General features: G+C 46.7%; 8 protein-coding genes. 6 read left to right on the plus strand and 2 right to left on the minus strand.

The window, feature by feature from the left end; genetic code table 11:
* Nucleotides 1-119: 119 nt before the first annotated feature.
* Both ADU22_RS11665 and ADU22_RS24625 read right to left on the minus strand, forming a co-directional pair.
* Nucleotides 120-1,115, minus strand: coding sequence for an acyltransferase (locus tag ADU22_RS11665; RefSeq protein WP_053362300.1), 996 nt, complete (start codon nt 1,113-1,115; stop codon nt 120-122).
* Between the two features lie 30 nt (nt 1,116-1,145).
* A complete protein-coding gene (locus ADU22_RS24625; protein ID WP_156324338.1) occupies nt 1,146-1,286 on the minus strand; it encodes a hypothetical protein in 141 nt (46 codons plus the stop codon).
* Between the two features lie 237 nt (nt 1,287-1,523).
* Between ADU22_RS24625 and ADU22_RS11670 the strand changes: the two genes are divergently transcribed.
* The 6 genes from ADU22_RS11670 to ADU22_RS11695 all read left to right on the plus strand — a co-directional run bounded on the left by ADU22_RS11670 (nt 1,524) and on the right by ADU22_RS11695 (nt 7,041).
* The gene (locus tag ADU22_RS11670; protein ID WP_053362301.1) at nt 1,524-1,940 is read left to right on the plus strand and encodes a hypothetical protein; all 417 of its coding nucleotides are present in this window, start codon (nt 1,524-1,526) and stop codon (nt 1,938-1,940) included.
* 209 nt (nt 1,941-2,149) lie between these two features.
* Nucleotides 2,150-3,322 carry a YecA family protein gene (locus ADU22_RS11675; RefSeq protein WP_053362302.1) on the plus strand — a complete coding sequence of 391 codons (1,173 nt, stop codon included), beginning with the start codon at nt 2,150-2,152 and terminating at the stop codon, nt 3,320-3,322.
* Nucleotides 3,323-3,526: 204 nt separating this feature from the next.
* Entirely contained in the window at nt 3,527-3,970 is a 444-nt protein-coding gene (locus ADU22_RS11680) for an Lrp/AsnC family transcriptional regulator (RefSeq protein WP_053362303.1), read from the plus strand.
* A 317-nt stretch (nt 3,971-4,287) separates the two neighbouring features.
* The gene (locus ADU22_RS11685) at nt 4,288-5,892 is read left to right on the plus strand and encodes a gamma-glutamyltransferase family protein (RefSeq protein WP_053362304.1); all 1,605 of its coding nucleotides are present in this window, start codon (nt 4,288-4,290) and stop codon (nt 5,890-5,892) included.
* Nucleotides 5,893-5,909: 17 nt separating this feature from the next.
* The gene (locus ADU22_RS11690) at nt 5,910-6,497 is read left to right on the plus strand and encodes a chromate transporter (RefSeq protein WP_053364542.1); all 588 of its coding nucleotides are present in this window, start codon (nt 5,910-5,912) and stop codon (nt 6,495-6,497) included.
* Nucleotide 6,498: 1 nt separating this feature from the next.
* Nucleotides 6,499-7,041: a chromate transporter gene (locus tag ADU22_RS11695; protein ID WP_053362305.1), complete on the plus strand. Its 543-nt coding sequence runs from the start codon at nt 6,499-6,501 to the stop codon at nt 7,039-7,041.
* Nucleotides 7,042-7,245 lie beyond the last annotated feature (204 nt).

Consider the following 7,245-nt stretch of genomic DNA (forward strand, 5'->3'; position numbering starts at 1 on the left):
TATCCMTCTTTTTGAAAATTAAGTAAGAGCAAATCTTATTTTACCAATTACTTCTATGCCGATTCAAGCGATACATTCGATGTATTTTGATAGATAAAATAGATAAGGCACCCAATCTTCTAGCCGCGCAGCCTGATTTTAGCGGCCTGGAGTAACTGGTAAGCGGCATACGATAAAGTAAACACCAGAAAAGCATCCGCCATGTTCCACCATATATTCAGGGTGGCATGCTCATATCCCAATTTAGCCACCACAATGTCTATCATATCGATAAAAAACACATGAATGGCATAAATCCCCAGAGCGTTTCCGCCTATTTTGGTTATTCCCAGTCTCCTTCCAAGTTCCGGATGGTTCACTGCAAACAAAAACAAAGAGATTGTAAGGAAAATAGTCGAAAGAAAGTATTCCCCATGACTGGCTGCCAAGACTTTTTCGAGCATATATCCTTCGGCTGCCTGCAGGGCAGAGAAGAAAAAGTAAAGATAGAGATAGGTTTTTTTACTAAAGTGGCGGTTGATCCCGGAATAGGCGAACCAAAATCCCGCCGCGGAATAAAAGAGGCCAATAAAAGCGGCATCCCTGGTAGGCAGGGGCAGCTCGTAAAACAGGGAATAAGACTGGCCGAAAAGGCCTGCGATATTCAGGCAAAGAGCGATAGCTAATAGGAGCTCGATTTTCCTCAGCCTGAAGAAAAGATACAACACCGTGATGCTCCATGCGAGTGCGATCACAAACCACAATTGGTATCCGCTCGTTCCTTTTCCGTAATAAAGGAGGTTGGCAGCTGTAAAGCCCTGCAGGTATTGCTGGATGTTTTCTCCTTTTATAAAAATGGCGATTAGGTCGTAACTGAAGTAAAACAAAAGCCAGCTAGCATAAATTTTCAGGATTTTGGTGATATACCGCTTGTAATACTCGAGGGAGTCAGGATGCGAAACTACTTTTAGGCCGAACAAATAACCCGAAGCCGCAAAGAAAAACGGAACGGCGAATCGCGAAAAGTTATCAATTATAAAATAGCCAAGCTGATTGTCTTGCGGAAAGGTGTGAATGACCACCACTGCGAGAATGGCGAAAAATTTAATAAAATCGATGGCGTAGTTTCTTTCCATTGAATCGCCTCTGTCCTGCAATGGCTGCTGTTATTTCAAATCCGAAGAGTCGTCATAATCATAGCGGAAACCGTCTTCTGCGGCTGTGACTTTATCTGACTTGTTATTCTCCGTTTCTTTTGCTTGCTTCTTCTGATTGTTTTCCTCATTTTTGTTAGTGAAAAATTCCATATTTCCATCTCCTGTTCCATATTTTCAATGTTGATATTATCCCAATTTCTATATCATTTCATTCGGAAAATCAGAAAAAGGGCTTCGAAATTTTTGCTGCGGAGCCCTTTTTTTATCCTTGTTATAAACGTTTAGACCCGTCCATCTTTCTTGCATAGGATGTATGGTATAAAAGCCTCTTGGCTAAAGAGCAAGGCATCGGTATGGAGGCTTATAAATGACAAAGGTGGTTGAAACATGTCGAGAAAAAGAAAGGAAAAAACTGAAAAAAATGCAGTTGGTGAACTGGATTCAGAGCAACTCATCAATCTTGCCGGCAGTTTATTAAACAACACAGATTCAGCGAACCTGGATTCCATTATGAAATTGACATCATCCATGCTCAGCAATGAGAAGCTTCTAAACTCTGTTGCAGGACTTACTCTTGAAAAGCAGAATGAGGAGGATACTGAATCCAGGAGTGCTGCACTGAAGAAGCTAGGAGAACTCAAAATTGGGCCCCTCTTGCTCAATCGCTGGAAAAGCATGGTTGGAGATGTTTTGCAGCTACATTCAAACAAGAAAGAGCTGGCCGCTATCGCCAAGCAGCTCGAGAAAATTCAAAACACACTCGAAGAAATCAAAGATCAGAGGAATGACGGTCAATCTGGTTAAAGGTATAAATGTCACAAATTGCAGAAGCATCGTGGGAGATAGACTCATATGCTTCTTTTTTTTGAAATGAGACACGAGAACCGTCCCCATGCTTCCGCCAATTTTTGCCGCCGGGAAAGTTATTCTGCAAAAATGACGATAATTTGATACACTGGTAAAGTTGTGTCTGAAAAGGCCGGAATATGTTTGGAAAGCAAGGAAGGATTATCATGAGCAATCTATTAACTGAAAAAAATCAAAAAAGAGTGATAGAAGCGTTGGTCAAGTTGAAGGATGATGTACCGGATAAAGCCGAAGCGAAAAGGTGGAAAGCGATTAAGCATCCAATCACGCTTGCTGAAGCCCTAAACCGCTTGACAAAAGTGGATCTGGATAACCTTCGCAAGGAGCTTGACCTTCAGGGAGTCAGTTCCCTAAAAAAAGGGGAACTCGTTTTGGTTCTCCAGGATGAGATTCTGGCCGGGCTTGAAGAGATGTGCAAAAAGCTCGACAAGGAGCGTTTCAGCCTGCTGGGAGAACTGGTCCGGAATAATGGGGTGATCGAGGCTCCATCTCTGGAAGACTATCAATATCAATATTTCAACGATAGCAGCATCGCCATGACAGGAACACTGAAGGGCAAGAAGGTACTTGTGATGCCGCAGGAAATCGTGGACAGGATCGCTGAGCTGCAAGACGAGGGCATCAAGGCTGTAATTGACCGGAATACAGAATATATCCAGTTGACCAAAGGGCTATTATTCTATTATGGAACCCTGACGTATCCAGCTTTGAAGGAATTGCTGGATAAGCATTTAAATGCAATTGTGCCAGGCTCGGACTATTTGCCGGTCGTGATGCATGCGGCTTCCTACTACCGGGAATTCGTCCTTGAAGACCGCTATATTTCCAGTACAAGAGTGGATGACCCGGAGAAAGTCCTCCGTGAGCACGAAGTACGGAGCAATGTTCCTTACAACGCGTTTACAAGAAGCCAGCTGCTAAAAGCGGCGGAACCTGGTTATGTCGAGCGCAGCCAGAGCTACACTACCCTAGTTTACTATTTACATACCCGGTTTGAAATGGCAGCGGAAGAGGCGGACATCATTGTATCCAAGTGTGCGTTCATCGCCCAGTCTAGCGAAGGCATGAATGAAGTAATGGAATTCTTGGAAAGTGTACTGGAAGTTGACAACATGGAAACGGTTCAGGAAATTGCAGACCGTGTGGTCACCTTGGTGAACAACACAAGGAAGTGGGACTTAAAAGGATACGCCCTGCTCGAATTGCGGGAAAAAAGAACAGATAAGTCCACCAGCATTCAATCCGGGAAAAAACCAGGCCGCAACGAACCATGCTATTGCGGCAGCGGGAAAAAGTACAAAAAATGCTGCGGCCGATGATGCAGGGGGACGGTTCTGCTGCTTCATGAATACGGAATACGCCCAATTCCAAAATGGGACCGCTTTTAACTGAGGAAGCTTCCCTTATGTAAGCCGTACCTCTTTTTAACCAGCAATACGGCAATCCTGCTCCATTAACTCATTCCATTATGGAGGATTTTCCTTTATAATACGGTTAGTTGGAGTAGGGAAGGAGAGGGCGGAATGGACCACATTGACATGAAGATATTGGACCTGCTCATGCAAAACGGGCGGGCATCCTATGTGGATATTGCCAAGGGTCTTGGTTTATCGCGGGTTGCCGTCCGTGAGCGGGTAAACAAGCTGATGGACGAAGGCGTAATCGAACAGTTTACCGTTGTCATCAACAGCAGCAAGGTTGGAAAGGAAGTTTCAGCTTTCTTCAATATCGATTGTGATCCCGGCTCCCTCGTAAAGGTGGCAGAGGCTCTTGCTGAAAATCCCAATGTCGCCAGCTGTTACCAAATGACGGGCCCATCCACGCTCCACACCCATGTCCTTGTCGACAATTTTCAGGCTTTGGAGCGTTTCATTAATGAAGAACTGTACGCGCTTGAAGGGATTACGCGTGTCGACAGCCAAATCCTGCTGAGAAGGTTTAAAAGCAGGCGCGGTTTAAAACTATAATGTGAACAAAAACTCATCCATGCCGGGTGAGTTTTTTTCGATTCCCGAAATGTATGGGTGGAGATATGGTGATTTGGCAACCAAATAATTTAAAAATAATCGTGTTTTCTTTACGTTTTGAACGTAGAATTAAAATATCAATTTCGATAAGGATAAAAATCGAAGGGTTTTATTTAAAAATGTTCAATAATATAGATTTATTGTTATATATATTTTATAATCGATTTTATAATATTTAAAACATTTCGTAATCACAATCTAAAGAAACACTAACAATTGTAGAAGGAACAGATGAAAGCAAAAAGGAGGAGTAACCTATGGATTACTTGCAACATCCCTTTCCATCAAAACGCCATACGGTTTTTGCAAAGAAAGGCATGGTGGCAACTTCACAGCCATTGGCGGCTCAGGCGGGGCTGGAAATCATGAAGCAAGGCGGAAATGCGATTGATGCGGCAATTGCCACAGCAGCTGTGTTGACGGTAGTGGAGCCTACGTCCAACGGAATCGGCGGCGACGCCTTTGCCCTGGTCTGGGTAAAGGATCAGCTTCATGGCTTGAATGCTTCCGGTCCGGCACCAGAATCGATTTCGGTTGAAGCAGTAAAAAATATGGGTCATGAAAAAATGCCGATTCACGGAGTTGTGCCCGTTACCGTTCCAGGTGCTCCGGCAGCATGGGCAGCTTTGGCAAGGAAATTCGGCCGCCTGCCGCTTGCGGAATCACTGAAGCCGGCGATTCGCTACGCGGAAGAAGGCTATCCATTAACGCCGATTTTGGGAAAGCATTGGAAACTGGCTTACAATAAGTTCAAGCAAGATTTCACTTCCGAAGAATTTGAATCCTGGTTTGAAACCTTTGCGCCGGACGGAAGAGCACCGGAAATCGGCGAAGTATGGAAGTCGCCAGGCCACGCATCTACTTTAAAAGCGATTGCTGAAACCAATGCACGTTCTTTCTATGAAGGCGAGCTGGCGGACAGAATCGAGGATTTTATGAAAAAGCACAACGGCTTTTTATCAAAGAGCGATCTAAGCAAATATGAACCGCAATGGGTGAACCCGATTTCGACCAATTACCGAGGTTATGATGTGTGGGAAATTCCGCCAAACGGCCAGGGAATGGTCGCCTTGATGGCGTTGAACATTTTTGAAAAGCTCTCGCCGCCGGCATGGCAGAACGCGGAAAGTTTTCACGAGCAGATTGAGTCGATGAAGCTTGCGTTTACGGACGGCCAGGCGTTTATTACCGAGCACGGGGAAATGCCAGTTTCCGTGGAAGAACTGCTTTCAGAGGAGTATGCGGAAAAGCGCAGCAAGGTGGTCACCGATACAGCAATGGATCCGCAGCCATATGAACTGCCTAAAGGAGGAACCGTCTACCTCGCCGCGGCAGATGAGGAAGGGAACATGATTTCCTATATTCAAAGCAATTACATGGGCTTTGGTTCAGGCATCGTCATTCCCGGAACAGGAATCTCCCTGCAAAACCGCGGGGCCGATTTCTCGCTTGATGAAACGCACCCGAATGTGCTGAAGCCAGGCAAGAGGACGTATCATACCATCATTCCGGGATTTTTAACCAAGGATGGAAAGCCGGTCGGACCGTTTGGTGTCATGGGCGGATACATGCAGCCGCAAGGCCATTTTCAGGTGGTGACGAATACGGTTGACTACCTGCTGAACCCGCAGGCGGCACTGGATATGCCAAGATGGCAGTGGATAAAAGGGAAAACCGTTCATGTTGAACCTGAGTTTCCCAACTACCTCGTCCAAAGCCTGGCAAGAAAAGGCCATGAAATACATGTGGCCCCAGATGGGAGAAGCTTTGGGCGGGGACAGATCATCTGGAGAAACCCTGAAACAGGAGTGCTGCAAGGCGGCACCGAATCACGGACAGATGGAGGGATTGCAGCTTGGTAGCGCCAAAAGCCAAAGAGATGCCGGAGACGAATCCGGTTCCGAAACCGCGGCTGGATTGGAGAACTCAGTGGCATATATTCCTGGCCTTTTTCCGGGTGGGGATCCTGGGATTTGGCGGCGGCCCTTCTTCGATTCCGCTTGTCCACCAGGAAACCGTCAAGAAATATAAATGGATGGATGAAGAACAGTTTGCCGACACACTGGCGATTGCCAATACGATGCCGGGCCCGATTGCCACAAAGATGGGCGGGTATATCGGCTACCGGATCGGCGGGGTGGCCGGCTGCCTTAATGCCCTGCTGGCAACCGTCGGACCGACTGCTCTGATGATGATTTTCCTGCTCCAGCTGCTGCAGCAATACAAAGACATTCCATGGGTACAGCATATGTCCGCGTCCGTCGTGCCGGTGGTGGCGGTCATGCTGGCTACGATGACATGGGACTTTGTCAAAAAATCGGGCGAGACGCTGGGCTGGGTAAAGGGCGTTTGGCTTATTCTGGCCTCTCTTCTGGTAACCGAGGCTTTCCATATTCACCCGGCCATCGTCATTTTGGTTCTCATTCTTTATGTGCTGCTGCCGTTTGGGAAAGGGAAGGTGTCCTAGCATGCTTTACTGGCAAATCTTCTTGGCTTTCTTCATTCCAGGCATCCTTGGATACGGCGGGGGTCCTGCTTCGATTCCCCTGATTGAAAATGAAGTGGTCGGCAACTATGAATGGATGTCGACGCAGGAATTCAGTGAAGTGCTGGCGGCGGGGAATGCACTTCCGGGACCGATTGCAACCAAAATGGCGGCATATATCGGCTATGCAGAGGGCGGGGTCCTCGGCGCGCTGGTCGGGCTGTTTGCCTCGGTTGCTCCATCGATTATCCTGATGCTGATTTTAATGGCTTTCCTGCTTAAACATAAGGATAAGCCGCAGGTAAAAGGAATATCTAGCATCGTCCGGCCGGTCATCGCCGTCCTGCTCGGGGTCATGACCTTTCAATTCGCCCAGGATGCAATCTTCAGCCTTGGAGCGGTTTATACGATTCTGATGCTGGCGGGAAGCTACCTGGCACTCGAAAAGTTAAAGTGGCACCCGGCGCTGGTGATTGTGCTCGCGCTTGTGGTTGGCGGGACGACAGGGTATTTTGATATTGGGTGAGGTATGTCCTTGTTTTGAGACTAAGACCCGCATTTAAAAGTGTAAATTGTCCAGGAATTGGGGCGTTTACGCTTTTTTCTTTTGTTTGTACTAACTGCGGGGGAGGGGTTTGGCAATTGAAATGGAAAATCGGACAATAAAAACATGAAACCCGACAATAGGAGTGTCAAACCGGACAATAGAAAATGGTCCGGCAAATAGAAG

The sequence above is a fragment of the Bacillus sp. FJAT-27251 genome, from assembly GCF_001273925.1.
Lineage (GTDB): Bacteria > Bacillota > Bacilli > Bacillales > Cytobacillaceae > Mesobacillus_B.